Origin of the sequence: Halorubrum sp. Atlit-26R, assembly GCF_003666015.1 — an archaeon.
In the GTDB taxonomy this organism is placed as follows: Archaea; Halobacteriota; Halobacteria; order Halobacteriales; family Haloferacaceae; genus Halorubrum.
Genome location: NZ_QPLT01000245.1, coordinates 1 through 679, shown reverse-complemented (window position 1 = coordinate 679; position 679 = coordinate 1). Strand labels below are relative to the sequence as shown.

The window sequence follows — 679 nt, the reverse complement described above, 5'->3', positions numbered from 1 at the left end:
CGAAATACGGCGTCGGGATCGCATACTTCATTCTCCCGTACGCCTACGCCACGACTGACCACGAATTCACTCGCAACCAGTTCATCGTCGTCCTTATGACGCCACTAGTCGTGCTGACCGCTATCGGCGTCCCGGCGATGCTGGTCTTCGAGTGGGGCTGGCTTATCGTCCCGCTAGCCGCGAACGCCGCTAGAGCGATTGCTGACCTCTGGATGACGATGACGCTGCTTGCCTATCCCGCGGATGTCCGTCTGGAAGACCATCCCAAGGGTGTCCGGATACTCGGCCGCGAAAGCGACCGTCGAGGAGTGTTGTCGGTGACTGCCGTTGTTTGGGACGCCCTCGCCGGCGCAGCCGTCGCCGCCGTCGGCGTGTTTCTCCTGTTGGCAGTTGGCGGTCCGCTTGTGCTGGATGTCCTCGGCGTTGATTCACTCACGATCGGCACGCCCGACACATTCAGCTTCCTGTTCTCATTCACGTCAACGCCTAACGAGATTTCGATGAGTGTCGGCTCCGGCGTACTCGGTATCGGGGCAGCCGTCGGGGTGCTATACGCATTTGTACGGAGCTATCGACGCGCTCGCTCACCCGCTGATGAGACATCGACGAAGATTGACTGATAGAGAGGTTGTATACCTCAAGAACCCCAATATCAATCTGCTTTGTCTACTGAACTGGT

Annotated in this window: 1 protein-coding gene; it reads left to right on the top strand. The window is 58.6% G+C overall.

What is annotated here, in order from left to right:
* Positions 1–620, top strand: a 620-nt coding sequence (locus DVK07_RS20360; protein WP_147441286.1) for a DUF3267 domain-containing protein, incomplete at its 5' end; no start/stop codon positions are given.
* Positions 621–679 lie beyond the last annotated feature (59 nt).